Below are 26,854 nucleotides of genomic sequence, written 5' to 3' on the forward strand. Positions count from 1 at the left end.
ATATGCGCATCTAACCATGTGTTAGCTCAATATATCTTCACGCCACGTTTTTCGAAGCTCCACAAAACATCGAGGCCAAGGACCTGCCCACCCGAATGTCGGCGCTATCGGTTCTCCCTCCGGCTTCCCCGTCAGGCAAGTACATCGCCTACAGGACCGCGCCTGGCTCAAATCGTTTGCCCGGTGTCCGCCGGCCCTGCTATCTTTCCGGCGGCCGTGTGAGAAACGAGGAGGTGATACCCGTGAACGCAGTATCGACATGGGTGCTCCTCGCTGGGATCACGGTCGGGCGATAGGTCGTCCGGGAGCGCCGTTCATCAGCTCCCGAAAGGCACGACCATGCACTTCACTTCCGAGCAGCGCCTCGACGACGGCGTCCTCGAACGCGGATTCACGCTCGGCGAGATTCCCGGCATCCTGTGGACATCCGATTCTGTCCGCAACCCGGCACCGCTGATCCTCGTGGGCCACCCCGGCGGACTGGACATGATGTATCCACGGCTGGCGGCCCGGGCCCGGCACGCCGTGGGGGAGGGCTTCGCCGCGGCCACCATCGAACTCCCCGGCAGCGGTGTCCGGCCCCGTTCCGCCGTCGCCGAGCAGGCCCGAGCGGACCTGCGCCGGGCGCTGGCGGCGGGCGACCCGGTGGACGACGAGATCATCGACCGGCTCGTTCTCCCGCTGGTCGACATGTCGGTTCCGGAATGGCAGGGCGCCCTGGACGCCCTCCTCACCCTGCCGGAGATCGGTGGCCCGGTCGGGTTTTCGGGCGGGGTGATCTCGATCGGCGTCCGGCTGGCGGTGGTGGATCCGCGTATTTCGGCTGCCCTCTTGTTCGCCGGTAGTTTCGTACCCCGCAGCATCCTCGAGGAGGCCCGGCGGCTCACCATTCCGTTGCTGGTGCTGCTGCAGTGGGACGACGAATGGAACGACCGGCAGATGGCCCTGGATCTGTTCGACGCCTTCGGCTCATCCGAGAAGACGTTGCACGCCAATATGGGCGGTCACACCGGTGTCCCGGAGTTCGAGGGGGATGCCGGAAACCGGTTCTTCGCCCGGCACCTGAAGTAGGGCAAGCTCGGGCGATCCGCACCGGGCAGCTGTGAATCCAGGTGATGCGAGCTGCTCGGTGCGGGTTCGATGACCGTGAACAGCCGCGCGCATCTGCACATCGGACTGAATGATCCGGCGTGTACGGGGCGCTGGGTCCGGGGCTACCCGCCCGATGACTGGCGCAGTGCACTTACTCCCGATGTGCGCTATTCCCTGCAGGCGTGGAACCGGCCTCGACCCGCAGGGGCGGAAGGGGGTGCCAGGTCGCCGGCACCTGCCGCATGAGTAAGGCGCAGTCGAGCACCGCGCTGCCTGGCGGGAACCGGTCCCGGTCGTCGAAGACCGTAGACCGAACCGATTGGATATCGACCGGCTCGACTTGCCATCCGTCCGTCTGGAGTTCGAGCCCATCAAGGCACTGACCGCCACGTGTGGCCGAGAATCCGGCCGAGCCACGCCGAAAGAAGTCCGATGCCTGCACCAGATCGGCGAACAGTTCGCTTCCTCGGAACCGCTCGGCGGTCCGGGCGTCCACGCTCACGGAGATCGACTTGTCTTGACTGGTGAAGGCCACGTGCAGGTCTTGCGCTGTTTCTCGCACGTCGAACCGCGCCGAACTGTGCTCACCCGGAAACAGTCGGCCACCGGCAAGGACATTGATCGCCGAACCGCTGTCGCGGCGCGAGATGTACACGCCGGTCGAGAGTCCTTGCGGACCATCCCACTCGACAGCGATGCGATGCGCTGCGTTCTCGGTGCGCATCCCGACCCAGCCGGGTAGCCAACTGGGGCGGAACTGTCCGAGGCGGATCAGGCAGATACCGGCAACTGCCCGGCCGTCAACCAATTGAGGGCGCATCGGCGGCGGCACCAAGCGCGCGGCGACCTCGGGCTCGATTCGATAGTTCACAAGAAGGCGTCGCTCGACGACGCTGGACATCCGCGGAGGTCTCATCAGGTTCCCCTGTTCTTGTTGGTTCGCGGTCTGCGCTGCCTGACGATGACCTGTTCCGGGCAGATCGCGCTAAGGAATCTGCCGACACACAGCGCCAGTCGTTCCTCGACAAGCGAGTAGTAGATTCGATTGGCGGCTCGTCGCTCTCGGACGAGCCCGGCTGCCTTGAGCACGCCCAGATGCCGGGAGATCGAGGGACCGCTGATCGGAAACCTCGCGGCGATATCACCTGCGGTCAACTCGCCGGAGCGGAGGTCCTCCAAGATCTGTCGACGTGTGGAGTCGGCCAGTGCGCGGAACACTCCAGCTTCCTCTTCGGGCCCGAACTCGGTCATGTTTACAATTTAGCACCGTAGCTAAATAGCGAATAAGGAAGGTTTTCCGGCCGCCAGATCACGTGGTGGCCACAGACATCAGCCCACGCGCGCAACATGGCCGAAGCCGAGGAGATCCTGACCAGCCTGCGCGGACGGGAGATCCTGTCGGGCTCGTCGCCCAGTTCTACGACTGGGCCGACCCGTTCGGCAAGCTTTTCCTCCAGACCCTCGCCATGGAGGCCGATCTCGGCCACATGCGCCCCCGCGAAGGCATGGCCAAGGGCCGCGCGACGGGCCGCCTCGAGGGCAAGCAGCCCAAACCCCTGTCACCGCCCGGAAACGATCCACCGCCGATCACGATCGCGATGACGCGAGCCTTGCGGACCTGGCGGAGGAGTGCAGCGTCGGCCGCTCCACCTCGACCGCATCACCAGCGCCCCGCACCGCGCGTGTAGCCCAATCAACTCATAACCGGAAGCCCGACATCGCTGCTGGTCAGGCAATTACCGCTGTTTCCGCGCGAGTTCTACGGACCCCGAAATGCGTGTTGTGCGACGCGGCATTTTATGGCTTCTGCGGCGGGGAAATAGCGTCGGATTCATGGATTGGAATTTTCGGCCGGCCGAAGAGCTGGCGGCTGCTTTGCGTGCCGGTGCGGTGACTTCGGTGGATTTGACCGAGGCGGCGATCGCCCGCATCGAACGCGACGACACAATGATCAACGCGATCTGCGTACCCGACTTCGACAATGCGCGGGTCGCCGCCCGCGCGGCCGACCGGGCGCGCTCCCGCGGCGAGGGCCGGCCGCTGCTGGGTATTCCGGTGACGGTCAAGGAGTCCTACGACATGGCCGGGCTACCCACGACCTGGGGCATGCCGCAGTACCGGAATCACGTGCCGGCCGAGGACGCGGTACAGGTATCGCGGTTGAAAGCCGCGGGCGCGGTGGTGCTGGGTAAGACGAATGTGCCGGTGATGCTGCGGGATATCCAGACCTTCAACGAGATCTACGGCACGACCAGCAATCCGTGGGATCACGGCCGTACGTCCGGTGGTTCGTCCGGTGGTTCCGCGGCGGCCTTGGCGGCCGGGTTCGGGGCACTGTCGATCGGCTCCGATCTCGCCGGTTCACTGCGTACCCCCGCGCATTTCTGCGGTGTCTACGCGCATAAGCCGACCCTCGGGCTGGTGGCGGCCCGCGGTATGGTCGCGCCGCCCGCACCGGCGTTGCCGGTCGATCTCGACCTCGCTGTCGCCGGTCCGATGGCGCGCACCGCCCGCGACCTCACACTGCTGCTCGACGTGATGGCGGGCCCGGATCCGCTGACCCACGGCCGCGCCTACGGCATCGCCTTGCCGCCCGCGCGCCACGAACGGCTGGCGGATTTCCGTGTCCTGATCATCGAGGACCACCCGTTGATTCCGACCGGATCGGCCGTGCGGGCAGGCGTGCACCGGGTCGCCGCGGCTCTCGCCGACGCGGGTGCCCGTGTCGAATGGCGCAGTCCGCTGCTGCCTGATCCGACCGAAGCGGCGACCCTCTACATGTTGCTGATGCTGTCGAACGCCGCCGCGGGCCTTGCGGCCGACGAGTACGAACGACTGAAAACCCATGCCGCCGCCCTGAGCGCGGACGACCAAAGTCCGGCTGCGGCACGGTTGCGTGGCATGGTGCTCAGCCACCGCGACTGGGTCGCGGCGAGCGGCCGTCGCGAACTTCACCGCCACGGCTGGCGGCAGCTCTTCACCGAGTTCGATGCCGTGGTGTGCCCTATCAGCCCCACGCCCGCGTTCCCGCACAACCACGACGGGGGGTTGGAAGACCGGCGCATCGAAATCGACGGCGTCGAATACCCGTATTTCGACCAACTCGTCCTGGCCGGCGTGGCCACCATGCCAGGCCTGCCCGCCACCGCAATTCCCGCGGGCCGCTCGCCCGAGGGGCTGCCGGTCGGGGTGCAGCTCATCGGTCCGATGTACGAGGACCGGACCCCCCTGCGGCTGGCCGAATTGCTCGAGCGGGAAATCGGTGGTGTCCAGGTGCCGGCGTAGGGGCGTTGTCTCCCCGGAACCAGGGGAGGGGAGTGGCTGCGACGAGCCGAGACCGGGGCACCGAGGAGGCGACGTATCCCGGGTGCTGGGCCCGGTATCGCATACAGGGCCCAGCACCCGGGATATCCGGCTGATCCTCTGGGAGCCTTTCAGGCATATCTTTGCCCTACTGCGATATGCGCATTAATAACTGTATTAACCATCCAGTGGCACCAACCAATCCAGCAACCCTCCCACCCACTACAAGGACAGAGGGGGCCACCTCAGTTGTCGTTGCCGGATGCGGTCATATCGGCGACTCGCTGGACGATGTCCGGGTACCGCATCGTGTGGGCGCCGCCGTTGAGGTCGACGGCGGCGCCGGTCATCCAACCTGCGGTGGCGGAGGTCAGGAAACCGATGGTGCCGGCGACATCCTCCGGGGTTCCGGCGCGGCCGAGTGGTGTGTTCTCGATATATTCGTCGACCAGCCCCGGAACGAGGGTGGCACCATAGGTGAGTGGTGTGTGGACGAAGCCCGGATTGACCGCGTTGACGCGGATTCCGCGTGGTGCGAGTTCCATGGCCGCGACTTCGGTGAGCATCAGAACCCCGGCCTTGGCCGAGCAGTAGGCGCTCATTCCCACGCCGGGTTGCCGGCCGTTCAGGGAGGCCACGAGCACGATGGACCCACCGTCGCGCATGGTGCGGGCGGCCTCTTTGACGGTGAGGAAGGCCCCGGTGAGGCAGACGTCGACGGTGGCTTTCCAGTCGGCGAGTGAGAGATCGGCGATGGTTCCGGGCCGGGAGATCCCAGCGCAGTCGACGACGATGCCGATCGGGCCGTGGTCGGCGGTGACCGTGTCGAAGAGTGCCCGCATACCGCCCTCGTCGGTCACTTCCACCTGATGGCCGGCGGCGTTTCCGCCGAGCTCGGCGGCGCGGGTGCTCGCGGCGTGGCCGTCGAGGTCGGCGATGATCACGGTATCGCCGCGGCCGGCCATGAGCCGGGCCGTGGCCCAGCCGATTCCAGAGGCGCCGCCGACTATGATCGCGACTTGCCCGGGTGTGCTCATAGGGATTCCTCCGTGCCGGGCCGGGCGGGACCGCCGACCGCTTCGGACAACTATCTATACAGCTGTCTAGCAGCTTGCCGCGGGTTTGGCTAGCATGCCCGCATGGCCGAAGTCTGCACGGTGCCCGTCGCCCAGTTCGAGTTCGAGGTGCGGATTCACCCGGGCGAGCCGGTCCGCGGGGCCGATGTGCTGCTACTGCACGGTTTTCCGCAGAGCGCCGCATCGTGGGACCTGGTGGCGGAGCGGTTGACGGCACAAGGTGTGCGTTCCTATGCACCTGAGCAGCGCGGCTATTCTCCGGGCGCCCGGCCCGATGACGTGGACTCCTATAGCCTGTCCGAACTCCGCGCCGATGTTGTCGGACTCTGTGATGCGCTGGGCCTGGAGCGGGTCCATCTGGTGGGCCACGATTGGGGCGCGATCGTGGCGTGGGAGGTGGCGGCCCGGCATCCGGAGCGGATCACGTCGCTGACCGCGGTATCGGTGCCGCATCCGGCGGCTTTCGCCCGGGCGCGCGAGATCGACCCGGAGCAGGCGGAACGGTCCGGCTATATGGCGTTTTTCCAGCAGCCCGATGCGCCCGAGGAGTTACTGCTGGCCGACGGATGCGCGGGATTGCGGGCCGGTTTCGGGGACGCGGTTCCGGCGGATCTCGTGGCGCGGCATATCGCCCGGCTGAGTGCGCCGGGGGCAATGACGGCGGCGCTCAACTGGTATCGCGCGGCGGGTGATTCGTGGAGTTCGGTGCCCGTGGTGGAGGTGCCGACCACTTTCGTGTGGAGTGATGGCGATATGGCCGTGACCCGGTCGGGTGTGGATGCGTCGGTGGAGTATGTGGCGGCGGAATACCGCTTGGAGGTGCTGCACAGGGTGAGCCACTGGATCCCCGAGGAGGCTCCCGAAGCGCTCTCCCGCATGATCTTCTCCCGTATTCGATCGGATTGATAAGACGCCGTGTCGCGTCGAACCAGCTGTCGCACGCTTTCGTACGGTGTAGGTCCTACGAGGTAGCGTTCGGCGCGTACCCTCACGACCGAGACCGACGTCGACCGCGACACGCGGTGATTATCAAAAGCGCAATTGTGAGCTGCCTCGATTATCTATACCGGAATCCGCCGCACCCCTGCGGTGGCTCATGTAAGCCGCCGAACACGTAGCCTGCGGTCCGATCGCGTCGTTCGGCCGTGCCCGTGCCCGTCGACGAGTGCGGGGCCCGGTGATACACCGGGCCCCGCACGGGCCTGCGGGGCTACTGCCCTGCGGGTGCCCGGTCGAACTACATCTGGCGGACCTGCTGGCGCATTTGGTGCATCTGCAGTTCCCACTGCATCGCGCGGTCCTGGGCCCGGCTGGACTGTTCCTCGGCCTGCTGGGCGAGGTAGGCGGCCTGGTCGGCCTGGTCCTGTGCCGACTGACAGCGCTGGTTGGCCTGGTTGGCATCGGCCTGGGCCTGCTGGGCCTGGCTCTGCGACCGGTCGGCTTCGCTCTGCGCCTGCTGGGCTTGGTTCTGTGCCTGCTGTGCCTGCTGGCGGGCTTGCTGGGCTTGCTGGGCGGCCTGGTTGGCCGCGCTCTGCGCGATCTGGGACTGGTGCTGGACCTGCCGGGCCTGCTGTTGCACCTGGCGGGCGAGATTCTGTGCCTGCTGGGCGTATTGCCGCGCCTGCTGTGCTTCCTGCCGGATCTCGTCCAGGCCCATGCGCAGCATTTCCATGTTCTGGACTTGCTGACCGCTGCCGTTGCCGGTGCTGGTGCGGGCGGCGGTACTGGTGTCTTGCGCCATCTGAGCATCCTTCCAAAGGGGGGTTTTGAAACGGACTGACTCGTGGAGCGCTCAATATCCTCGCACAGTGCGGCCCCCTCGAACCCCTCCGAGTTTGTCCGAAATCCGCGGTGTTTTCGCTGGTAGGACACTCACTCGCGGTTATCGGACGCGACCGGGTCGCGACGGCGGGCGCTCTGCGCACCCCCGGCACCGGGCGATGCCGGATCGAGACCGCACCGTCATGACCGCGCGGCCCTCGCGGTAGGGCGGCTCGGTGTTCAGAGGCCGAGTTTGGTGACGGCGTTGTCGGCGAGGGGGTCGGCGGTTCGGATGTAGCGGTGGACGGTGCGGGGGTTGCTCCACCGGCCCTGGCGCATGATTTCGCGGTCGGCGGCGCCCCCGAGGGCGGCCTGGGTGGCGAAGCCGGCGCGGAGGGAGTGGCCGGAGAAGAGCGTGGGGTCGAGTCCGGCGCGGGCGGCGTAGCGTTTGACGATTTCGGCGACGGCTCGTCCGGAGAGGGCGGTGTCGCCGATGCCGCCGTGCCGGTTGATCGCGGGGAAAAGGGATTGTGTGGGGGTGAGCCGCGGGTCGGGGTGGTAGCCGTGGCAGCGGTGGATATGGGGCTCGCGGCCGGGGAGTTCCTCGATCCAGGTTCGGACATGTGCCGGGTTGTCGGTGTGTGCGGCGAGCAGGCGTAGCCATTCGGCGCAGGCGCAGACGGGGCAGGTGTGTGCCTGGCGGCCGCGGGGGAGTGCGACGTGTTGTTCGGTGATTCCGGTGGGATCGGTTTTGGTGGTGGGCAGGTGGATCAGCAGGAGTGGTTCGCCGGTGCCGTGATCGGTGCCGAAGTGGACATCGGCGAGGCGCAGGCCGGCGAGTTCGCTGCGGCGCAGTGCGCCGGCGAAGCCGAGGAGTAGGAGGAGGGTGTCGCGGCGGCGGGCGGGTTCGCCGGGCCAGCCGGGTTCCGGTAGGCCGGTGAGGAGTTCGCCGAGGGTATGCAGCAGGATCGGTCGTTTGCGGTCGGGTCTGGTGCGGCGGGTGCGCCGGATGCCGCGCAGGGTGAGCCGGACGACGTCGCTGCGGGTGGGTGCGGGTAATCCGTTGGCGGCGTGGACCGCGGCGATGGCGGCGGATTTTCGTTCCAGGGTGGCGGGGCTGTACGCGGGGCGTCCTGTGGTGGTGCGGGCGTCGGCCGCGGCGGCGAGGTAGACGGCGACGTCGAGGGGGTCGGCGGGGAGTGCTTGCCGGTTTTCGCGGGCGCACCAGGCTGCCCAGGCGACCCAGTCGGTGCGGTAGGCGCGCAGGGTGTTGGGGGATTGGGAGGCGGTGAGGTAGCGGCCGAGCGCGGTGGCTTGTTCGCTGTCGAAGCGTTCGCGGACGCTGCGTAGTGCGGCGGTGTCGACGAGGACGCTGGTGACGCCGCGGCGGAGTTCGGTGCGGACGGTGTCGGGTAGTTCCACGGCCGGTTCGGTCACCTGGGTTCTCCTCGGTAATTGAGTCGCACAATACGTTTGGTTTGCGCCAACGTAACGAAACGTATTGGTCAGGAATGTCTCTCCCGCAACCCTATCGTCCTGGCTGCCGATAATGTTCACTTATCGGAGGTCAGGATCCGGCGAGTCCGCCAGGGCCTCAGTCGGTTTCCCGGAATTACGTTTCGTGTCGTTACGTTTGATTCGACGAAACCAACGCTACGATTTCCCGGTGCCGAGTACCTGCAACTATCCGGGCTGTTCTCAGCCGATTCCACGCCCCACCGGCCCCGGGCGGCCGTCGGAGTATTGCGACCGTCCCGACCACACCCGGTGGCGCGCATGGCGCGAAAGGCAACGGCTCCAAGAAGACGCAGAAACCCCGCCCGATTCCGTCACAGTGACGCAAAGTGGCCCGGTGACCGCGGCCCGCCTCCGCGCCGACGAACTCCTCACTCAATTCCGCAGCCTGGCCGAACAACTGGGCACCACGCTCGACGCGGCGGTCAAAGAGATGGGCACGCTCGCCGATCCCTCGGCCGCCGAAGCACAGGTACAGGCGGTTCAGGCATCCGCCGCCCACCGGATAGCCGAAGCCGAGATGGCCGCGGCCGCGGCTGAAAAGGCTCGCCGCGAGGCCCAAGAGGCGCGCGCCCGCGCCGAGGAAACCACCGAGGATGCGATCGCGGCGGCGGAAGCCGCCGAGGCCCGCATCGCCGCCGCGCAGGAGCGGGTCACCGAGGCAGAGGCCGCGCGTGACGACGCACTGAGCGAGGTGGAAAAGATCTCGGCCCGCGCCGCCGAGGAGGTTTTCGAGGCCCGCCGGATCGCGGAGGAAGATGTGCGTGCCGCGAAAAGCGAGGCGGCCGCCGAGGTGGAGCGGGTGCGCGCGGAATGCACCACGGAGATCGACCGCATCCGCCGCGCGGCCCAGGCCGATATCGAACGCGCCGGCCGTGAGTGCACTCAGAAAGTGCGCGCTGCCACGGCCGATCGGGATCTTGCGGTGCAGCGGGCCACCGATATCGACCGTGCACTGGAGCGGGCCGAACAGTCGGCCGCCGAACGTGCGGAGGCGGCGCGGGAGGCGCGGGCGGAATTGCAGCGGTTGCGCACCGAATACGATGCCGTCCGGGCCGAGCTCGCCGAATTGCGCCGTTCGACGGCGGCGGAGTCGGCCGCTGCCCGCGCCGAGGCGGCCGCCCAGGTCGAGAAGCTCCGCGCCGAAGCAGCGCAGCGGATCGAGGCGCTGGATCAGGCGCGGGCGCAGACTCTGGCCCGCGCCGAACGTGCGGAGAGCCAACTCGACGCGCTGCTGTCGTCCACCGGGACGGACCGATAGAACGCCGTACTACGCGAACTCGATGGCTGCCCCGGATTCCGGGCACAGAGAGGACGAAGCGCACGAAGTACGAAGCGGGCAGCCGGGTTCAGTGAGGCCACCCGCGCTCACGGCCGGGCCGCCGGGGCAGAGGGGGCCGCTTGCGACCACCAGTTCATCGCACTCCCTCGATGAACTGGTGGTCGAAGCAGATGCGGCCGTCGGCGTCGAGGCCGATGACCTCGTAGCCGCCGCCGGCGACTGCGCCGTCGGCGCGCGCGACCATCGACCACGACAGGCCGATCAGACCGGTGGGCAGTTCGGTGGCCTGGCCCGCCTCGAAGAGGTGGTCGCCGGGGGCGACGAACATCTCGTAGGCGCGAGCCACCCGCGCCTGTATCGCGTCGTGGCCGCGTACTTCCAGTGTGGGCACCACGAAGCCCAGTTGTGCGGCCGCCTGCCGGATTTCCACCGGCGGATCGACCAGGATCTGCGCACCGGCCGGCGCCCAGATCTCATGGATCCGCTTACGCCGCAGCTCCGGGTCGGCCTCGTTCCACTGGGCCGTGTAACGCTCAGCGAAGGCGGTCAGTTCAGTGTCATCGAATCGCTTGCTCATGGCTCAGAGCTTTGCGAACTCGATGCTGCGGCGCGATTCCCTGCAGGGAATGGCGCGGGCGCGTCGGGTCGGATATCACTGGAGTCATGACCACGGTGGTGGAGCCGAGTGCGTTCGCGCAGCAGTTGCGGCGCTGGCGAACCCGACGGCATATGAGCCAGCTCGATCTGGCCGTTCGCGCCGATACCAGCCAGCGCTATCTGAGCTTTCTGGAGCAGGGACGCTCGCGACCTGGTCGCACCATGGTGGTGCGGTTGGCCGAATCGCTGGAATTGTCGCTCCGTGAGCGCAACGGTTTGCTGCTCGCAGCAGGATACGCTCCGATCTTCCCCGAATCCGACCTGAATACGCCGGAATTGGGTCCGGTCCGCATCGCGCTGGAGCGTATTCTCGACGGACATCTGCCCTACCCCGCGGTCGTCACCCGGCCCTACGGCCGGCTGGTCGCCGCCAATGCCGCGATCGACATCCTCACCGAAGGGTGCGCGGCGCAGCTGATCACCGCGCCGATCAACGTGCTCCGTTTGGCCCTGCATCCCGATGGGCTGGCGCGGCGCGTACAGAATCTGCCCGAATGGGGCCGCCATGTCACCGAAGGTTTGCGTGGTAAAGCCCTGCGCAGCCCCGATCCCGGGCTGGACGAGTTCATTGCCGAACTCGAGAGCTATCTCCCGGAGGCACACCTGGGCCCCGACCACCTCGGTTTCGCCGTCCCCCTACGCCTGAGCAGCCCCGAGGGCGAACTCCGGCTGATCACCACGATCACCAGCTTCGCCACCGCCGTCGACATCACCCTTTCCGAACTCCTCCTGGAGGCTTTCCTGCCCGCCGACGACCACACCGCCGAAATCCTGCGCCGTCGCGCCGAGCGGCGCACGATACCGTCCTACTAGCGATCTGCCGGTGGTTCGCCGAGCCGGCCCGATAGGCCGGTGGTGCAGGCCGGGGCCCGCGGCGACGGTGTCGAGCAGATCCTTCCCTGGTGACCGGGCGCCGGTCCCGGCGGTTTCCATTCGTCCACGCCGGCGTGGCGCTCCGCGCGCTACGGTGAGCGCATGCCCGAGGACCCGCTGTCGAATCTGCGCCGACTGTGTACCGCGTTGCCGGAGACCACCGAACGGCTCAGTCACGGTGAGCCGACGTGGTTCATTCGGGGGAAGAAGACGTTCGTCACCTACGCCGATCACCATCACGACGATCGGCTGAGTTTCTGGTGTGCCGCGCCGCCGGGCGCGCAGGAGGCGCTGGTGACCGCGGAACCGGAACGGTTTTTCCGCCCGCCGTATGTCGGGCATCGCGGCTGGCTCGGCGTCTATCTGGATGTTCCGGTGGATTGGGCGGAGATCGCCGAAATCGTCACCGACGCCTACCGGGTCGTCGCGCCGAAAACGCTGGTGGCTCGTCTCGACGAGCAGCAGGAGGGGGCGCCGGACTCACATGCGTAGTGGTAGCCCGGCTTGCATCCGGGCGATCCGGTCCGCGTGCACGACGTGCGCACGTTTCAGCAGTGCGATCAGTTCTTTTTCGCCTTCCCGGATGCGCCGCCGGTATTTGACCGGTAGTCCGGTGAGGGTTTTCTCTTCGTCGAGCATCTTGTTGTAGGTGCGTTCACGCAGGTTCTGGTCGGCTTCGTAGCCGAGGTCGAGGTAGCGGGTGGCGTGGCGGCGGGCGTTGGCGACCGCGGTTTGTGCGCGCCCGGCGGGGCTGAGCAGTGAGGCGATGACGGTGATGACCAGGATCAGCACGATCAGGGCCAGCGAGAGACCGGTGGAGATCTCGGTGACCGGTACCGGTTCGCCGTCGTTGATGAACGGGACGTTGTTCTCGTGCAGGGCGTGCAGGACGAGTTTGACGCCGATGAGGGCCAGGACCGCGGCGAGTCCGAAGCCGAGGTAGATGAGGCGGTCGAGCAGGCCTTCGAGGAGGAAGAACAGTTGGCGCAGGCCGAGCAGGGAGAAGGCGGTGGCGGTGAAGACGATGAAGACGTTCTGGGTGAGCCCGAAGATGGCGGGAATGGAGTCGAGTGCGAACAGGACGTCGGTGCCGCCGATGGCGACCATGGCGAGCATCATCGGGGTCATATGCCGGCGCCCGTCGACGGTGGTGAACAGTTTGTCGCCGTCATAGGCGTCGCTGGTGCGCAGGAAGCGGCGGGCGAGCCGCAGGACGATGTTGTCGGTGGCGTGGCTGTCTTCCCCTTCGGGGCGCAGCATATTTCCGGCGGTGATGAGCAGTGCGGCGCCGAACAGGTAGAACACCCAGGCGAAGCGGTTGATCAGGGTGGCGCCGACGAAGATGAATCCGGTGCGCACGATGAGAGAGAACACGATCCCGACGAGCAGTACTTTCTGCTGGGCGGCGCTGGGCACCCGGAAGGTGGTCATGATGATCAGGAAGACGAAGAGGTTGTCGACCGACAGCGCTTTTTCGGTGATGTAGCCGGCGAAGTATTCGACGCCCATGGTGGTTCCGCCGAATCCCCAGACCGCGAATCCGAACGCGACGGCGATCCCGATGTAGGCGGCCGACCAGATTCCGGCTTCGGGGAGGGTGGGGGTGTGGGCGCTGCGGACGTGGAAGAAGAAGTCGAACAGCAACAGCGCGGCGATCAGGACGAGGGTGCACGCCCAGGCCAGTGCGGGAACGGTCACGACGGCCCTCCTGATCGGCGCCCTGGGCAGGTGTCTGGCTGCGACTGTAGTGCCGTACCCGTTCGGTGGCGGCGTTTGGCGGGTGGTGTCGCGAGTGCGGGTCGCCGCCGCCGGTTCGCGACATACCGCGGGTAATGGCAACCGTTCGGCAATCCGGGCCTGTTGGCCATATCATTCAACTATGCCGACCTACGAGGAAGCGGGGGACGCTCCGGTATTCGGTCGTGGAGTTCGCCAGACCGTACTGGCTATGGGTGTCTGTTCGGTGGTGATCGGGGTGGCCACAGTAGCCTGGCCGGACAAATCGCTGGGTGTGGTGGGAAACCTGTTCATGTTCTCGCTGCTGTGCGGGGCGGTGTCGCTGGCGGCGGTGGCGTTCGGCAGCGGGTTGAGTCGTTTCCCGCGGGCGCTGCTGTTGCTGGCGGCGGTGGTCTCGCTGGTGACGGCGACCCTGTGTTTCCGGGCGGGTAACTGGACGCTGCTGCTGGCGATGTGGCTGGGGCTGGCGTGGTCGGTGCGCGGTATCGCGCATGCGGTGGCGGGTGTATGGGACGACGACGAGGTGACCGGCCGGGGGAAACAGGAGTTGTTCGGTCTGGCGACGTTGACCGCGGGTCTGGTGATCGCGATCGCGCCGTTCGGCAGTATCGAGATGCTGGCCGTGGTGGCCGGCTGCGGTATGACGGCGTTCGGTGTGCTGGAGGTGTGGACGGCGCTGCGTTCACCGCTGGCGGTGTCGTCCGGGGAGGGGGAGGCGTTGAGCCCGGAGGAGCATCTGACCTCGGTGATCGCGAGTGCGGGAGGTTCGGGGGGACGCGCCCCCGACTGAGCCGCCGGATCCGTCGGAGTTTCGCTACTCTTTGCTGCTATGGCGATCATTGCGAGCCATCGGATCATGCGCCTGCGTGCTCTTATCGAGCACCCCAATACCGGGGTCGGCGAGCGGGCGACAGCCCAGCGCATGCTGGATCGGCTGCTGGCCCGCAGCGGCGACGCGCCGATCGGTGACCGCACCTACGGTGATCGCCATCATCGGGTGGGCAAGCATGCGGATCTGCCGGCGGTGGCGGAGATGATCCGCGCCGATATCGCGCTGGCGCGGCTCATGTTCGCGCGCCCCAGCCGGCCCGGCGAGCCGGCGTTGCGGGATCCGCTGGGTGATGCGCCGGTGCAGATCGAGATCACGGTGGATCTGCCGCATCATGGGTGTATCGATATCACCATCGACAATGTGCCCCGGGATTGGGGCTGGGTCGAGGAGGACGGTATCGAGCGGGTGAGCCCGCAACTGCAGGAGCTGGCCACGGAGCTGGCGGAGATCATGAACGGTTACAACTTCGACGGTAGCGATATCGCGAAACGGTTCTTCGGCCGCGTCCGCATCCCGGAGCTCACTCTGGTCTGGTAGCGGCATCCCGCGCGGCCGGCCTGGGTGTCGCCGGTGAGTTCACCTGCCGGCCACCGTCACCTGCGGTGTGTGGGTCACCGGGAAGTTCACCGAGGCCGCGATGAAGCATTTCGCGGCGGCATCGTGGTGGAGTGCGCGGGCCCGCTCGACCATGTCGGCGGTCGCGACGGTCACTATCGGCCGGAGCTCGGCTCCGGTGAAGTGGCCGCCGCCGTCGCCGGTTTCGGCCATGGTCGCCCGGGCGTCGTCGTGGTAGCCGAGGACCGTCACCCCGTTCACTGCGCACAGGTGCAGACACCACAGCAGGTGGCATTGGCTCAGTGCGGCGACCAGCAGGAGTTCTGGGTTCCAGCGGGTGTCGTCGCCGCGGAAGGCGGGGTCGGAGGAACCGTGCAACTCCGGGAGGCCGGGTGCCCGGGTGACGTAGGAGCGTTCGTAGGAGCGGTAGTCGGCGGTTCCGGTGGCGCCGGCCCCGGTCCAGTCGGTGCGGCATTCGTAATGGTGGGTGCGCGTCATATCCGCGATCCTGCCGGGCCGGGGCGGCGCTCGTCGACTCGGTTCAGCGGGCGGACGCGGCCTCGCCCAGGTCCAGGCCGATCGGGGTGACGCGGGGTATTTCCCCGGCGGCGATCACTGCGCGTGCCAGCGGACGCAGCAGGCGTAGCAGTTCGTCTCGTTCCTCGGCTGTCAGGACCGTGTAGGCGGAAGCGGCGGCGGTATCGGTCCGGGCCTCGATCTCCTGTTTCACGGCGGCGCCGGTGTCGGTGAGACCGTGGTCGCCGGCCCACCCTCTGTTGCGGAGGGTGTCGTGGCGCGCGGCCCATTCCTGGTCGTCGTAGTCACGGGAGACGGTGTAGATCCCGGGGTCGGTGCCGTTGGCCAGGGCTTGCAGGACATGGGATTCCCGGCCGCCGACTCCGGCGGCGAGCAGGGCGGCGATATGCCCGTCCCCGCGGTGTTCGCGCAGCAGGGTGGCGGCGTACCACAGGCGGGCGAGGGGGTCGGCGGGTTCGGGCAATGCCCGGTTGGCGGCGAACAGGGCCCGGCCTTCCAGCGGGGCCGCCGCGGCGGCGCGGCAGGCGAGGTCGGCGGCCGCGGCCAGGTCGGGGCCGGTGGCGAGGCCGCCCAGCTGGCGGCGCAGGGCGGCGGTCGCGCCCTGTTCCCGGGCGGTGAGCGCCGCCTCCGGCGGGGCGAATTCCCACGCCGACGGTAGTGCTTTCGCGATCCGGTCGACGGGGAAGTTGTAGAACAGCGCGTGCACGATTTCCGGGCCTACCGGTCCGAGTGGTGCGCTGCGGCCGGCGAAATAGCCCATCCAGAATCCGCGGTATCCGGCGGTTTTCAGCGCGTGGAGCGGTTCGGGGGAGAAGTAGGTGACAGCGTGCAGCGGTTCGAGCAGGGTCCACGCCTGCCGGGCGAACGCGGGAAGTGCGAGGGTCATACCCTGCACGCTACTGGCGGTGGTCGGGTTCGGTGCCTTACGTGTCCGGATGGGCTTCGGCTCGGGCGATTTCCTGGTAGGCGGCGGTGAGTTCGGCGAGTACTCCGTCGCCGGGTGGCCGGCGCCGGTGCAGGTGGATATCGCGGAGTTCGTCCATGAAGCGTTGCCCGAGCGCGGGGCCGCCGTCGGCGAGCAGTTGCGCGCGGATGGCCAGTTCGGGTGTGGTGGGTAGCCAGCGGGCGCCCCAGGCACCCAGTTCGGTGATGAGGGGGACGAGCTGGATGGCGGCTTCGGTGAGGTGGTATTCGACCTTCTGCCGGTGGCTGGGGTCGTCCTCGCGGCTGAGCAGTCCGGCGTCGACGAGTTTGGCGAGCCGGGCGGCGAGCATATTGGACGCTATCCCTTCCATGGAGGCGCCGAGCAGTTCCCGGAAGTGGGTGTTGGTGCTGAACATGATGTCGCGCAGCACGATCAGGCTCCAGCGGTCGCCGAGCAGTTCCATGGTCATATTGATCGGGCAGCCGGATTTGCCGGGTGCTACGGGCAGCACCGCCGGAGAAACTGGTTGCGTCATGAGATCAGTCTAGGCTAGGTTCGCAACTGGTTGCAGAACGAAATCAGAAGGAGTTTCAGATGAGCCCACTCGTGCGCGTGCAGAATTTCACCATCTCCGCCGACGGCTACGGCGCCGGCACCGGACAGAGCCTCGACCGGCCCTTCGGCCACGCGGATCCGGCAGTCATGATGGCGTGGGCCGGTGCCACCGCCAGCTGGCCCAACCGCACCGATCCCGGCGGCACGCGCGGCCTCGACGACTACTTCACCCGCGATTTCGCCCGCAATATCGGCGCGGAGATCATGGGCCGCAACAAATTCGGCCCGCAACGCGGACCCTGGGAGAACTACGACTGGCAGGGCTGGTGGGGTGACGAACCGCCGTTCCACACCCCGGTGTTCGTCCTCACCCACTATCCGCGCCCCTCGTTCACCCGCGGCGAGACCACCTTCCATTTCCTCGACGCCGCCCCGGAAAAGGCGCTGGAGCAGGCGTTCGCCGCCGCCGACGGCAAGGATGTGCGGATCGGCGGCGGCGTGGCGACGGTCCGCGAGTTCCTGGCCGCCGATCTGATCGACACCCTGCACATTGCCGTCGCCCCGAACGAGCTCGGCGCCGGTGAACGCCTGTGGGAACGTCCCGAGGAACTACTGGACCGGTTCCATCTGGAGAAGGTCCCCAGCCCGAGCGGAATGGTGCACCACCTGTTCTGGCGCCGCTGAACAGCAGAGTGGCCCCCCCCCGCGCGAGAAAACCCGGCGCCCGAAAAACACAACCCCCCCCCCCCCCCGGCCCGGTCGGGGGGGGGCGCGACCGGTAGCGGCCGGCGGAACACAGGCCTACTGTCCGGGGTCCGATGTCCTGCGCCGCGGTGCGGTCACGACAGGCCGGCCGCCGAGGGAACTACCACGCCGTAGAGATCGCCGATCGTGGCGAGTGCGCTGGTGTGTAGTTGCCCGGCCGATACCTCCCCGGCGGCGGTCCGCAGCGGCCGGGTAGCGCACGCATCGGCGACGACAGTGGGCTTGTTACCGCGGAGGAAGGCCCCTGCGGCGGTGAAGGCGACACACATATGGGTCATGAATCCGGCAAGGACGACCTGTTCACGACCCGCGGCGTCGATATGCTCGCCGAGATCGGTGCCGAGGAAACCGTTCGGCGTCGTCTTCACCACGACGGGTTCACCGTCCACCGGCGCGAGTTCCGGATGGATCCGGCCGATCTCGGCGCCGAGGTCGTAGGGGGATCCGGTACCACCGTCGTTGACGATATGGATGACCTTCGCGTGCACGGCCCGCGCACGGGCCAGCAGATCCGCGCCGGCGGCGAGGGCGGGCCGCCAGCCGTCGAGCTCCATCACGCCGCGGGTGTAGGTGTTCTGGTAGTCGACCAGGATGAGTGTCGCCTCCCGTAGCGACGCCGGTTCCTGGTTCAAGCCGTTGAGCTCGCGCAGCGTGGTGCTCATAGGTGTTCTCTCCTGAAGTGATCAATCGAAACCACCCCGGGTGGGTGGCTGTTTCCACGCTAGGGACGACCGGTGATGTCGCCAATGTCATGTAACCTGCAAATTCCGACATCAACCGGAAGCGGGCCTGCCGCAGTCCGGAAGGAGGTGGTGCCCTATGGCTGCCGTGGGATCGCGGGAACGGCTGATCGTCGTGGTCCTGTTCGACCAGGTCGATCTGCTGGATGTGACGGGGCCGCCCGAGGTATTCGGGCTCGTCCGGCGCGAATCGGACGAACCCACCGGATACCGGGTGGTGCTGGCCGCGCAGACCCTCCACCCGGTCACCACGTCGGCCGGAGTGCGGGTGCTACCCGACATCACCTTCGATTCGGTCGCGGCCGGTCCGATCGACACCCTGATCGTGCCCGGTGCGGTGGAGGTCGACGCGCGGCGCCGGATCACGGCCCGCGCCGATCCGGCGGTCGTCGAATGGGTCGGCCTGGTCGCCGGCCGGACGCGGCGGGTCGCGTCGGTCTGCGTCGGCGCGCATATCCTCGCCGCGGCGGGTCTGCTGGACGGGAAGCGCGCCACCACCCATTGGTCCACCGCGGGGCAGCTGGCGACCGAGCATCCCGCGGTCACGGTGGACCCCGATCCGATCTTCATCCGCGACGGACAGGTCTGGACGGGCGCCGGTTTGAGTGCCTGTATCGACCTGGCACTCGCGCTGGTGGCCGACGATTACGGTGAGGAGCTGGCGCATCGGGTCGCGCGGCAACTCGTCGTGTACCTGAAGCGGCCCGGCGGGCAGAGCCAGTTCAGCGTGCCGCTCGAGCCCGTGTCCACCACCCGGCGTGTGGAGGAACTGCGCCACTTCATCACCGGGCACGTCACCGACCGGCTCACCGTGGCCGACCTCGCCGAGCGCATACACGTCGGCGAACGACAGCTCACCCGGATCTTCAAAAGCGAACTCGGCACCACACCGGCGAGCTATATCGAAGCCGCGCGGGTCGAAGCCGCGCGGCACCGCCTGGAAACCACCGACGACACGCTGGAGCGGGTCGCGACGCTCAGCGGGCTGCGCACCGTCGATACGCTCACCCGGGCCTTCCGCCGGAGGCTGAACGTGACTCCGGCCGAGTATCGCAACAGGTTCCGCGCACGGTGAAGCGATATCGCTACCCGTGGACGGCCGGGTGTTCCGGCGGGGCCGAACGGGTCCGGCGCGGGAGGGCGACCAGCACGACCACCGCCATGGCCAGCAGTACGGCCGCACCGGCCGTGGTCGCCACGTGCATACCGCTGACGAACGATTCCCGCGCGGTATGCACAAGTGCGGGGTTGTTGTCCGCGAACTGGATGGTTTCGCCGATGGTCGGCGCGAAATCACCGCCGGAGCGGAAGATCGCCGCCGCCAGCGAGCCGAGCAGTGCCAGCCCGAGCGCGTTGCCGAGTTCGAAACTGGTCTCCGAGATGCCCACCGCGGAACCCGCCCGCTCCGGCGGCACCGAGGACACAGCCACCTCCGAGACCAGGGTGAACACGATCCCGTAGCCGACACCGGCGAGGGCCGACCCCGCCACATACCAGCCGGTGCCGCCGTCGACACCGACGCCGAACAGCATCAGGTTGCCGGCCGCGGCGGCCGCCAGCGCCGACGTGAACGCCGCCCGGACACCCAGCCACTGCGCGACCCGCGAACCGGTCATCGAGAACACGAATACGGTGACAGCCATCGGGATACCGAGCAACGCGGCGGCCAGCGGGTCACGGCCGGTGACCGACTGCAGGTAGACGCTCGACAGGTAGCTCAGCCCCGCCAGCGACATCATGCCTGCCAGGCTGGACCCGATCGCGACGGAGAACGGGCCGTGCCCGAACAGCCGCAGATCCAGCAGTGGTTCGCTGATCCGCCGTTGCCTGCGCACGAACAAGGTCAGGAGTGTGCCACCGATCAGCGCCGACACCAGCGCCGGCGAGTCGATCCCGAATTCGGCGGCGTGCTTGACCGCGTACACCGCCGGCAGGATGCCGCCGATCGACAGCGCCACGCTCGGCAGGTCCAGCGGGCCCAGCGCGGTGGCCCGGTGCTCGGGCAACACCAGCCGCCCGAAGACGAGCAGTACCAGCAACACCGGGACGTTGATCAGGAACACCGACCCCCACCAGAAGTGATGCAGCAGCACCCCGCCGATGATCGGCCCGACCGCGGAACCGCCCGCGAAGAACGCGGTCCATACCCCGATCGCGGTGGCGCGCTGCCGGGCGTCCGGGAACAGGGTGCTGATGAGCGCCAGGCTGGACGGCAGCAGGGTCGCCCCGCCGATACCCATCAGCGCCCGCGCCGCGATCAGCACCGGAGCGGTCGGCGCGAAGGCGGCGAGCACCGAGGCGATCCCGAAAACGAGGGCACCCGCGAGCAGGATGCGCCGCCGGCCGATGCGATCGCCCAGGTTGCCCATGGTGATGAGCAGGCCGGCGATGAGGAACCCGTAGATATCGAGAATCCACAACTGCTCGGCGGCCGACGGGTCCAGGTCGACGGTGAGGGTCGGCAAGGTCAGGAACAGTACGGACATATCCATCGACACCAGCAGCACCGGCAGTACCAGGACGGCGAGGCCGAGCCAGGCACGGCGCGAGCCGCCCGCCTCCGGCGCGGCGTGCAGTGCCTCCAGGTTCGTCATCAGTGGTTCCCTTTCCCTGACGCGTACGGCGTACGCATGGTCCGGGGTACAGTGTACGCATGTCAGTTCCGAGGTCGAAGTCAGGCGTCCGATGACCGAACCCAAGCTCACCAGAGCCGCCATCGTCGATACCGCCATCGCCCTCGCCGATTCCGACGGCCTCGACGCGCTGTCCATGCGCCGGATCGCCGACCGGATGGGGGTGGGCGCGATGTCGCTGTACCGGCATATCGCCAACAAAGACGTGCTGATCGCCGCCATGGCCGACGAGGTCGCCGGCCGCTACCCCTACCCGGCGGTCGGCGGTAAGAACTGGACCTGGCGTGACCGGGTCCGGATCGCGGGGGACATCGACTGGGAGCTGTACCAGCGCCACCCCTGGGTCCTCCTGGCGTTCGCGACCCCCCGCTACAGCTTCGGGCCGAGCAGTCTGCAATGCCTGGCCTGGCTCGTCGAAGGTTTCCGCGAACTCGGCGTCTCCACCCACCAAGCCACCGAGATGTCCTTCGCGGTCTGGAACTACATCTCCGGCGCCACCCTCCCCCACATCAGTTCGGCGCTCCTGGCCCGCAAGGGGGTCGACGACTCGGACGAGAACGGGCTCCGCTCACTACTGGCGGGCAACCCGGTCCACCCGACCCCGCCCGCGCTCGCCGAACTCCACGGCACCGGCGACCGGTTCGCCCAGTTCGACCTGCTCCACCTCGGCCTGACCGCCCTGTGCGACGGCTTCGCCCTGCGCGCCGGCCGGACGACCTGACCCGCAAAAAGGTAGGAGTTCCCCGGCCGCTCGACGAGGCCGGCGGTGCCCAGGGACCGCCGGCCTCGCACGCGTCTGACCGCCCGAAACGCGTTGTACGAGCGGACGCGGAGCTACGCCGCGGTGCGGTAGACGAAATTCTCCAAGGTGACGAGGGTTTCCGCGCGGTTGTCCCGATGGCGCATACACCATTGGGTCGGGTAGAAGCCCGGCTTCTGCCACGCCTGCGGCAGCTTCAGATCGACACAGAAATCACCGGCGGCGCCGCTGCGCATTCCGGTGAAGACATCCAGGTTGACCATGGGCTCGTAGAAGGTGATCTCGTTGTTCCAGGAACCGTAGATGAAGGTGTGGGTGAACGGTCCGCCGTGCAGTTCCGGGGTGGTGCTGTCGATCAGGTGGTTGCCCATGGCCGGTTCCACCGCGTCGAGATCGACATAGTCCGGATGGCGGTATTGCGCCGCGGGCAGAAGCTTGCCGAGCGGGTAGTCGTCGCAATGTGTCAACTGAAGACACGGCCCTGGGCGGATGCCCAGGCGGTCGGCATTGTCGTTCAGATAGAAGTGCAGATCGAAATGCGGGCTGTCCCAGACCCCGGCGGGAATGTGGCCGTGCGGGTTCCAGTTCACCATGGCGTAGGTGAACGGAATGTCCTCGCGGCCGGCGACGTCAGGATGCAAGGCCATGATGTGCTCGTAACCGCCGGCGCATTCGCCGTGATGGGCGACTGTGCCGTCACCGTTCTTGTCGTAGCAGTACTGCTCGTCGGTCGGCGGATCGTAGGGCAGGGCGTCGAAGACCCCGTCGGTGGCGGCCACGCCGATCACCAGCGGGGTGCCGTCGGCGGCGGTCTGCGAGAAAGCGGTGAGTGCGCCCTTTCCGAGCGGTTTGCTCTCGCCGTAACGGGCACACGGGCCGAAGTAGGACTTGGTGGTGACCACCAGCGCGTCTGCCGCCTGCCGAGGCATCTCCATCGTGTGCTCGTGGGGACCGTCCAGACCCGCCTGACAGACAACCACATTCGCCGTCGCGCCGGCATCGGGTTCACCGGTCAGGACCACGGTCACGCTGGTGGCGAGCGCGGCCGCGGCCACCACGCACAGGCCGATTCGATAGCGGGGGGCAGATCGGCGACCTGCCCAGGAGGAAATTCTCATCGGATACGCTCCGGCCTTGCTCGGCAACATCGAACAGTTCGCCGCCCCGGAAGCCGGCGCAACCAACCGAAGCCACCGTCTTCCACCGGGACCGCATACTCAACACCTGATCGGGAAACGTCGACCGGAATTCACGCTCCGGTACCGGATCGTGGGCCGCGGGTTCATCGAGTTTCCTGACAGAGGTCGAGTGTGTGTCTCATAGGGATTTGTCCAGGTGGTGCGGAACGGAAATCGGGCGAACGCCGCACACAGTAACCCGGCCGGCCGTGCCGAGGCGCTGGGCAGCCTTCTCATGAATGACAATCCCGAGTGGCGGTGGCGCCGATTTTGCGGAACTCTGATCGGCACCGGCCACGAATGTCCAGCCGATATTCGTGGCAGAAGGGAACCGATATGACCAGAAATGATGCGCAGGAGGTGGCCGGACCGGCGGATCTCCTCGCCACCCGGCCCGGTGACGAGCCCACCGACTCCCTCGACCTGCTGCGGGATACGGAGTACCGGTATCTCGACGAGGGCGGGGTGGTGTATCTCGACTTCGCCGGCGCCGGGCTGGCCGCGGACGCGCAACACCGGGCTCATCGGAAACGGCTGGCCGCACAATGTTTCGGTAACCCGCACTCGGAGAATCCCACGTCCACGGCGGCAACCGAAGTGGTCGATCGAGCGCGGCACGCGGTGCTGTCGCATCTGCGTGCCGACCCCGAGGAATACTGTGTGATATTCACCGCCAACGCCACCGCGGCCTGCCGTCTGGTCGGTGAAGCGTACGGGTTCACTCGCCGGTCCCGATTCGTCGTCACCGCCGACAACCACAATTCTGTCCTCGGCATTCGCGAGTTCGCCCGGGCTCGGAAAACACCGATTACCTATGTCCCGTTGGACACACCCGATCTGCGGACGAGTGACGATACGGTTTACAGAGCGTTACATTCACGCAATTATTTCCGGCGCACGGAATTTGCGCGCCGCGGCCTCTTCGCCTATCCCGCGCAGAGCAATTTCACCGGGGTGCAGCATCCACTGGAATGGGTGGATATCGCGCACGAATACGGTTACGACGTATTGCTGGACGCGGCCGCGTACCTCCCGGCCAATACACTCGATCTCGGCGTGGTGAAACCGGATTTCGTACCTATCAGCTGGTACAAGCTGTTCGGTTACCCCACCGGCGTCGGCTGTCTGGTCGCGCGCCGTACCGCCTTGGCCGCGCTGCGCCGGCCGTGGTTCGCCGGTGGCACCATCGCCGCGGCGAGCTTACACGGCAATTGGCATGTCATGGCCGGCGACGAATCCGCCTTCGAGGATGGAACACTGAACTTCCTGTCCATTCCCGATATCACGTTCGGCATCGGCTGGCTGCACGATATCGGCATGGACACGATCCATCGCCGGGTCACCGCCCTCACCGGCCGGCTGCTCGCGGGATTGACCGCACTGACCCACGACAACGGCGCACCGATGATCCGCCTCTACGGTCCCGCGGATACCGTGCGCCGGGGCGGAACCGTCGCCTTCAATTTCCTCGACCCCGACGGCACCGTCCTGGACGAGCGCCTGATCGCGGCGGAGTCCGCGGCGGCGGGAATATCCCTGCGTACCGGGTGTTTCTGTAACCCGGGAGCCGGCGAGGCCGCCTTCGGGATCAGCCTGCCCGTCCTGCGCCGCCTGTTCGGTACCCGGCTCGCCACCATGGACGAGTACGTCACCGCCCTCGGGCTGCCCAGCGGCGGCGCTATCCGCGTATCCCTCGGGGCGCCGTCCAACCTCGCCGATATCGAAACCTTCCTCGACTTCGCCGAGCGTACCTACCGCAACCGTGCGGCGACCCAGGAGGGTCTGCGGGCCCGCGAGCGCTGCTGATCCGCGGGACAGCAGCTCGCCACGTTCGCGTTGTGCCACTACCCCGTCAGCCGGAATCACCGTGTTCGCCGAGGCGGGGCGGGCGACGGTACTCCGGTGTCCAGCCGGACACCCGGATCGGGGACCGGACCAGGCGGTGTGTACCCGCGCCGACGACCACCTCGGGAGTGGCCTCCAGCGCCTGCGGCAGGGTGCGTACCGCGGCGGCGGGGACGCCGAGCGGGCGGAGGCGGGCCTCCCAGGAGACCGCGGTATCGGAAGCCAGCGCTTCGGTCACCAGGGTCAGCACCTCGGCACGGTGGGCCGCCCGTTCGGCCATGAGTTCGTAACCGGTGATGCCCGCCTCCTTCGCGAAAGCCCTCCAGAATCCGTCGTGCGTCACGAACAGCGCCAGGTAACCGGCCGCGGTCGGGAACAGTTGCGCGGGGACGTAATACGAATGCGCGCCGTACGGGCGCCGCTGCGGTTCGATCCCGTTGTCCAGGTAGGCGGCGGCGTGATAGTTCAGCTGGGAGAACATCACGTCGCGGAGCGAGACGTCGATCTGGCCACCCTGCCCGGAGACTATCTGGGCGAGCAGACCGAGGGCCGCGGTGAGACCGGTGGAGTTGTCGGCGGACGAATAGCCCGGCAGGGTGGGTGGCCCGGCCGGGTCACCGGTGAGGGCGGCGACCCCGGTGGAGGCCTGGACCACATAGTCGAAGGCGGGGTCGTCGCCGTTGTCGAGACCGAACCCGGTGAGTGCGACACAGACGATGCGTTCGTTGTATCGGCGCAATGCCGCGTAGGTGAGTCCGAGTCTGCGAATCGCCGACGGTTTCAGATTCACCAGCAGCGCATGGGATCGCGCGGCCAGCTCACCCAGCCGCTGCTGCCCGGAGGGTGCGGCCAGGTCCAGGCAGATACTGCGTTTGCCGCGGTTGAGACTGGCGAAATACGAATCGCCGACCTTACGCGAGATATCGCCGCCGGGGGGTTCGAGTTTGGTCACTTCGGCACCGAGATCGGCCAGCATCATGGTCGCGTAGGGGCCGGCCAGCATGGTGCCCACCTCGAGCACCCGGATACCGCTCAACGGCCCCGAAGTCATCGGAGCTCCTGCGGTGCGGATGCATGCGGCCGGTGGCGGCCGGCACCGCGGCGGAGGCACCAGCTCATCGGAGGTCCTTCGCGATCTGCGCGATCGTCTCGCGGGTGCGGCGTTTGGAGGCGATGAGTTCGTCGCGGCTGTCGCCGATGGGCAGTAGCCGCACCGACAGGTCGGTGGCGCCCGCCTCCGCGTAGCGGCGCAGACCGGCGGCGATGGCTTCCTCGTCACCGGCGATGCAGATATCGCCGATATCCCTGGCCTCGCCTTTTTCCAGCAGCCGCTGGTAGTTCGGGGAGACCTCGGCTTCGCCGAGAATACGGTTGGCGCGCTCGCGGGCGGTGTCGATCTCACCCGCGGCGCACAGGCAGATGGGCAGCCCGGCCACGATCCGCGGCGCCGCGCGACCGGCATCGGCGGCGGCCTTCGTGATCCGTGGTACGACATGATCGGCGATAGCGCGTTCGTCGGCCATCCACAGGATCGTGCCGTCGGTGTGTTCGCCGGCGAGCCGCAGCATGACCGGGCCCAGCGCGGCGACCAGCACCGGCAGCGGCGCGATCGGGCCGAGATCCAGCTGGTTGTGCACGGTGAAGGTGCCGTTCGAGACCTGGACGGTCCCCGGGCCGTTGAGCGCCGGCTCGAGGACCTCGAGGTAGTCGCGGGTGTAGGCGGCAGGCTTCTCGTAGGGGAGGCCGAGCATATCCTGCACGATCCAGTGGTGCGAGGGCCCCACCCCCAGCGCGAGCCGCCCGCCGGCGACCGCGTGCGCGGACAGTGCCTGCCGGGCCAGCGCGATCGGGTGCTGCGCCTGCAGCGGCACCACGGCGGTACCGAGTTCGATCCGCTCGGTCACCGACCCGAGCAGCGCGACCGTCACCAGCGCGTCGAAATCCGTGGGGATCTGCGGAATCCAGGCGGTATCCATACCGGCCGATTCGGCCCATTTGATGTCGTCGACCATCCGGGCGGCTTTGCGCGCGGTGTCGCCGCGCTCGGGTCCGATCATCACACCGATACGCACGATTCCTCCACTCTCACAAACGAATTAGAGAGAGCCGCCGCCCACCGTCACGGCGGCGGCTCCGGGCCCGGCACCCCGGGCGAACGGGTGATCATGTCGGGGCCCGCGTACCCGTGAGTGCCCCCAATTAGGGGACCAGAACGTGGAGCGGGGGACGCGGG

Annotated in this window: 28 protein-coding genes; 12 read left to right on the forward strand and 16 right to left on the reverse strand. The window is 67.7% G+C overall.

The annotated features are described in order from the left end of the window. The first annotated feature begins 339 nt into the window (after window positions 1–339). On the forward strand, window positions 340–1,071 hold the full coding sequence (locus QH276_RS15140) for a dienelactone hydrolase family protein (protein WP_280401831.1): 732 nt from the start codon (window positions 340–342) through the stop codon (window positions 1,069–1,071). A 172-nt stretch (window positions 1,072–1,243) separates the two neighbouring features. Here the strand turns inward: QH276_RS15140 and QH276_RS15145 are convergent, their stop codons facing one another. Genes QH276_RS15145 through QH276_RS15155 form a run of 3 tightly spaced genes read right to left on the reverse strand, consistent with a single transcriptional unit; the run spans window position 1,244 to window position 2,579 of the window. Continuing rightward, window positions 1,244–1,993 (reverse strand): DUF2071 domain-containing protein, encoded by a 750-nt coding sequence (locus QH276_RS15145; protein WP_280401830.1) that lies wholly within the window; start codon window positions 1,991–1,993, stop codon window positions 1,244–1,246. 14 nt (window positions 1,994–2,007) lie between these two features. Further along, complete coding sequence (locus QH276_RS15150) at window positions 2,008–2,343, reverse strand: metalloregulator ArsR/SmtB family transcription factor (protein WP_280401829.1); 336 nt, start codon at window positions 2,341–2,343, stop codon at window positions 2,008–2,010. A gap of 2 nt (window positions 2,344–2,345) precedes the next feature. Beyond that, a complete protein-coding gene (locus QH276_RS15155; RefSeq protein ID WP_280401828.1) occupies window positions 2,346–2,579 on the reverse strand; it encodes a hypothetical protein in 234 nt (77 codons plus the stop codon). A 346-nt stretch (window positions 2,580–2,925) separates the two neighbouring features. On the opposite strand from QH276_RS15155, the gene QH276_RS15160 reads away from it, so the two are divergent. Next, window positions 2,926–4,377, forward strand: coding sequence for an amidase (locus QH276_RS15160; protein ID WP_280401827.1), 1,452 nt, complete (start codon window positions 2,926–2,928; stop codon window positions 4,375–4,377). Window positions 4,378–4,640: 263 nt separating this feature from the next. On the opposite strand, the gene QH276_RS15165 is transcribed toward QH276_RS15160, so the two are convergent. Next, entirely contained in the window at window positions 4,641–5,432 is a 792-nt protein-coding gene (locus QH276_RS15165) for an SDR family NAD(P)-dependent oxidoreductase (RefSeq protein ID WP_280401826.1), read from the reverse strand. A gap of 102 nt (window positions 5,433–5,534) precedes the next feature. Between QH276_RS15165 and QH276_RS15170 the strand changes: the two genes are divergently transcribed. Continuing rightward, window positions 5,535–6,377, forward strand: coding sequence for an alpha/beta fold hydrolase (locus QH276_RS15170; protein ID WP_280401825.1), 843 nt, complete (start codon window positions 5,535–5,537; stop codon window positions 6,375–6,377). A 331-nt stretch (window positions 6,378–6,708) separates the two neighbouring features. Here QH276_RS15170 and QH276_RS15175 read toward each other — a convergent pair whose 3' ends face one another. Both QH276_RS15175 and QH276_RS15180 read right to left on the reverse strand, forming a co-directional pair. Next, window positions 6,709–7,212: a hypothetical protein gene (locus QH276_RS15175; RefSeq protein ID WP_280401824.1), complete on the reverse strand. Its 504-nt coding sequence runs from the start codon at window positions 7,210–7,212 to the stop codon at window positions 6,709–6,711. Between the two features lie 260 nt (window positions 7,213–7,472). Further along, window positions 7,473–8,669 (reverse strand): tyrosine-type recombinase/integrase, encoded by a 1,197-nt coding sequence (locus QH276_RS15180; protein ID WP_280401823.1) that lies wholly within the window; start codon window positions 8,667–8,669, stop codon window positions 7,473–7,475. Window positions 8,670–9,084: 415 nt separating this feature from the next. Between QH276_RS15180 and QH276_RS15185 the strand changes: the two genes are divergently transcribed. Further along, entirely contained in the window at window positions 9,085–10,008 is a 924-nt protein-coding gene (locus QH276_RS15185; protein WP_280401822.1) for a hypothetical protein, read from the forward strand. Between the two features lie 154 nt (window positions 10,009–10,162). On the opposite strand, the gene QH276_RS15190 is transcribed toward QH276_RS15185, so the two are convergent. Then, window positions 10,163–10,606 (reverse strand): hypothetical protein, encoded by a 444-nt coding sequence (locus QH276_RS15190; protein ID WP_280401821.1) that lies wholly within the window; start codon window positions 10,604–10,606, stop codon window positions 10,163–10,165. An 86-nt stretch (window positions 10,607–10,692) separates the two neighbouring features. On the opposite strand from QH276_RS15190, the gene QH276_RS15195 reads away from it, so the two are divergent. Together QH276_RS15195 and QH276_RS15200 are read left to right on the forward strand one after the other, a co-directional pair. After that, a complete protein-coding gene (locus QH276_RS15195; RefSeq protein ID WP_280401820.1) occupies window positions 10,693–11,499 on the forward strand; it encodes a helix-turn-helix domain-containing protein in 807 nt (268 codons plus the stop codon). 162 nt (window positions 11,500–11,661) lie between these two features. After that, entirely contained in the window at window positions 11,662–12,051 is a 390-nt protein-coding gene (locus QH276_RS15200; protein WP_280401819.1) for an MmcQ/YjbR family DNA-binding protein, read from the forward strand. Here QH276_RS15200 and QH276_RS15205 read toward each other — a convergent pair. Further along, window positions 12,040–13,257, reverse strand: a complete 1,218-nt coding sequence (locus QH276_RS15205) for a TerC family protein (RefSeq protein WP_280401818.1) — start codon at window positions 13,255–13,257, stop codon at window positions 12,040–12,042. The two genes, QH276_RS15200 and QH276_RS15205, sit on opposite strands and share 12 nt — an antisense overlap. A 181-nt stretch (window positions 13,258–13,438) precedes the next feature. On the opposite strand from QH276_RS15205, the gene QH276_RS15210 reads away from it, so the two are divergent. Both QH276_RS15210 and QH276_RS15215 read left to right on the forward strand, forming a co-directional pair. After that, window positions 13,439–14,086, forward strand: a complete 648-nt coding sequence (locus tag QH276_RS15210; RefSeq protein ID WP_280401817.1) for a DUF308 domain-containing protein — start codon at window positions 13,439–13,441, stop codon at window positions 14,084–14,086. Between the two features lie 39 nt (window positions 14,087–14,125). Beyond that, entirely contained in the window at window positions 14,126–14,665 is a 540-nt protein-coding gene (locus QH276_RS15215) for a hypothetical protein (RefSeq protein ID WP_280401816.1), read from the forward strand. Window positions 14,666–14,704: 39 nt separating this feature from the next. On the opposite strand, the gene QH276_RS15220 is transcribed toward QH276_RS15215, so the two are convergent. From QH276_RS15220 to QH276_RS15230, 3 genes are read right to left on the reverse strand one after another with little or no spacing between them, the layout of a single operon-like run. Continuing rightward, window positions 14,705–15,181 (reverse strand): OsmC family protein, encoded by a 477-nt coding sequence (locus tag QH276_RS15220; RefSeq protein WP_280401815.1) that lies wholly within the window; start codon window positions 15,179–15,181, stop codon window positions 14,705–14,707. A 43-nt stretch (window positions 15,182–15,224) separates the two neighbouring features. Next, window positions 15,225–16,106: an SCO6745 family protein gene (locus tag QH276_RS15225; RefSeq protein WP_280401814.1), complete on the reverse strand. Its 882-nt coding sequence runs from the start codon at window positions 16,104–16,106 to the stop codon at window positions 15,225–15,227. A gap of 37 nt (window positions 16,107–16,143) precedes the next feature. Then, window positions 16,144–16,680: a winged helix-turn-helix transcriptional regulator gene (locus tag QH276_RS15230; protein ID WP_280401813.1), complete on the reverse strand. Its 537-nt coding sequence runs from the start codon at window positions 16,678–16,680 to the stop codon at window positions 16,144–16,146. Between the two features lie 59 nt (window positions 16,681–16,739). On the opposite strand from QH276_RS15230, the gene QH276_RS15235 reads away from it, so the two are divergent. Beyond that, window positions 16,740–17,384, forward strand: a complete 645-nt coding sequence (locus tag QH276_RS15235; RefSeq protein WP_280401812.1) for a dihydrofolate reductase family protein — start codon at window positions 16,740–16,742, stop codon at window positions 17,382–17,384. A gap of 155 nt (window positions 17,385–17,539) precedes the next feature. Here the strand turns inward: QH276_RS15235 and QH276_RS15240 are convergent, their stop codons facing one another. Continuing rightward, the gene (locus tag QH276_RS15240) at window positions 17,540–18,127 is read right to left on the reverse strand and encodes a cysteine hydrolase family protein (protein WP_280401965.1); all 588 of its coding nucleotides are present in this window, start codon (window positions 18,125–18,127) and stop codon (window positions 17,540–17,542) included. Between the two features lie 157 nt (window positions 18,128–18,284). On the opposite strand from QH276_RS15240, the gene QH276_RS15245 reads away from it, so the two are divergent. After that, window positions 18,285–19,280: a GlxA family transcriptional regulator gene (locus tag QH276_RS15245; protein ID WP_280401964.1), complete on the forward strand. Its 996-nt coding sequence runs from the start codon at window positions 18,285–18,287 to the stop codon at window positions 19,278–19,280. 10 nt (window positions 19,281–19,290) lie between these two features. On the opposite strand, the gene QH276_RS15250 is transcribed toward QH276_RS15245, so the two are convergent. Next, a complete protein-coding gene (locus QH276_RS15250; RefSeq protein WP_280401963.1) occupies window positions 19,291–20,799 on the reverse strand; it encodes an MFS transporter in 1,509 nt (502 codons plus the stop codon). Window positions 20,800–20,890: 91 nt separating this feature from the next. Here QH276_RS15250 and QH276_RS15255 point away from each other — a divergent pair, with 91 nt between their 5' ends. Next, on the forward strand, window positions 20,891–21,559 hold the full coding sequence (locus QH276_RS15255; protein WP_280401962.1) for a TetR/AcrR family transcriptional regulator: 669 nt from the start codon (window positions 20,891–20,893) through the stop codon (window positions 21,557–21,559). 113 nt (window positions 21,560–21,672) lie between these two features. Here the strand turns inward: QH276_RS15255 and QH276_RS15260 are convergent, their stop codons facing one another. Then, window positions 21,673–22,716: a hypothetical protein gene (locus tag QH276_RS15260; RefSeq protein ID WP_280401961.1), complete on the reverse strand. Its 1,044-nt coding sequence runs from the start codon at window positions 22,714–22,716 to the stop codon at window positions 21,673–21,675. 396 nt (window positions 22,717–23,112) lie between these two features. Between QH276_RS15260 and QH276_RS15265 the strand changes: the two genes are divergently transcribed. Beyond that, window positions 23,113–24,582 (forward strand): aminotransferase class V-fold PLP-dependent enzyme, encoded by a 1,470-nt coding sequence (locus tag QH276_RS15265; RefSeq protein ID WP_280401960.1) that lies wholly within the window; start codon window positions 23,113–23,115, stop codon window positions 24,580–24,582. Between the two features lie 46 nt (window positions 24,583–24,628). Here QH276_RS15265 and QH276_RS15270 read toward each other — a convergent pair whose 3' ends face one another. Together QH276_RS15270 and QH276_RS15275 are read right to left on the reverse strand one after the other, a co-directional pair. Then, on the reverse strand, window positions 24,629–25,672 hold the full coding sequence (locus QH276_RS15270; protein WP_280401959.1) for a CaiB/BaiF CoA transferase family protein: 1,044 nt from the start codon (window positions 25,670–25,672) through the stop codon (window positions 24,629–24,631). A gap of 64 nt (window positions 25,673–25,736) precedes the next feature. Continuing rightward, window positions 25,737–26,693, reverse strand: coding sequence for a TIGR03564 family F420-dependent LLM class oxidoreductase (locus tag QH276_RS15275; protein ID WP_280401958.1), 957 nt, complete (start codon window positions 26,691–26,693; stop codon window positions 25,737–25,739). Between the last annotated feature and the right edge of the window lie 161 nt (window positions 26,694–26,854).

The sequence above is a fragment of the Nocardia carnea genome (assembly GCF_029869215.1).
In the GTDB taxonomy this organism is placed as follows: Bacteria; Actinomycetota; Actinomycetes; order Mycobacteriales; family Mycobacteriaceae; genus Nocardia; species Nocardia carnea_B.